The 1058-nt window shown below is 69.7% G+C and carries 2 pseudogenes; both read left to right on the top strand.

The window, feature by feature from the left end:
* A pseudogene (locus ADK41_RS05875) lies at positions 1-835 on the top strand (IS630 family transposase); the annotation flags it as partial.
* Between the two features lies 1 nt (position 836).
* Positions 837-1058: pseudogene (locus ADK41_RS42835) on the top strand (IS3 family transposase); the annotation flags it as partial.

The following is a 1058-nucleotide window of genomic DNA, read 5'->3' as shown; positions in this document are numbered from 1 at the left end:
CAGGCCTGGACCCTGGCCAGGATCAAGACGCTGATCGGGCGCCGGTTCCACCGGACTCTCACGCTCTCGGCCATCGCGCGGATGCTCCGGCGTCACGGGTGGAGCCATCAGGTTCCGGCCCGACGGGCGATCGAGCGTGACGAGGACGCGGTCGCCGGCTGGGTGAAGGAGACCTGGCCTCGGGTAAAAGGGCCGCGGCGGCGCTCGGCGGCTGGATCGTTTTCGAGGACGAAGCCGGCTTCTCGATGACGCCGCCCACCTCCCGGACCTGGGCCAGGCGCGGGCACACGCCCGTGATCCGAGTCAGGGGACGTTCCCGGCACCGGTTCTCGATTGCCGCCCTGGCCTGTTACAAGCAGGGCGAGCGCTCACGCCTGGTCTTCCGGCCCAAGCGGCACGTCGACCACAGGCGCGGTGGCCGGCGCAGCTTCACCTGGACCGACTACCGCGACCTGCTGACCGCGGCCCACCAGCAACTCGGCGCCCCGCTCGTGCTCGTCTGGGACAGCCTCAACGTGCACCTGGACGCCCGGCTGCGGGCCTTTATCGACACCCGCGACTGCTGGACGCCCGGCTGCGGGCCTTTATCGACACCCGCGACTGGATCACCGCCTACCAGTTACCGCCTTACGCACCCGACCTGAACCCGGTCGAAGGCATCTGGTCACTGGTCCGACGCGCGGGCCAGAACAACACCGCCTTCACCGACCCCGACCACCTGATGCACGTCCTGCGCCGTACCCTCCGCGAACTCCAGTACCGCAGCGAAACCATCGACGGATGCCTCGCAGCAACCGGACTCACCCTGACGACATCACGCCGACAAGCTCAGTAACCGCCATCTGGCCACCGGGCAGGCCCGCGCCGGGCGCCAGGCCGAGGAGAAGCGGACCGTGAGCGAGATCCGCGCCATCCCCGCCGCGCGCGATGGCGCCCATGGCGCCCCACGCGTCCATGCCGGCTGCGCGCGAGGGGACGGCGGATCAACCGCAAGCGTGTGACCCGGCTGATGCGGGTCAACCACATCATCGGACGGCACCTGCGGAAAAAGAAGCGGA

Source organism: Streptomyces caelestis (genome assembly GCF_001279005.1).
Classification (GTDB): domain Bacteria; phylum Actinomycetota; class Actinomycetes; order Streptomycetales; family Streptomycetaceae; genus Streptomyces; species Streptomyces heliomycini.
This window is presented reverse-complemented; position numbering and strand designations above follow the sequence as displayed.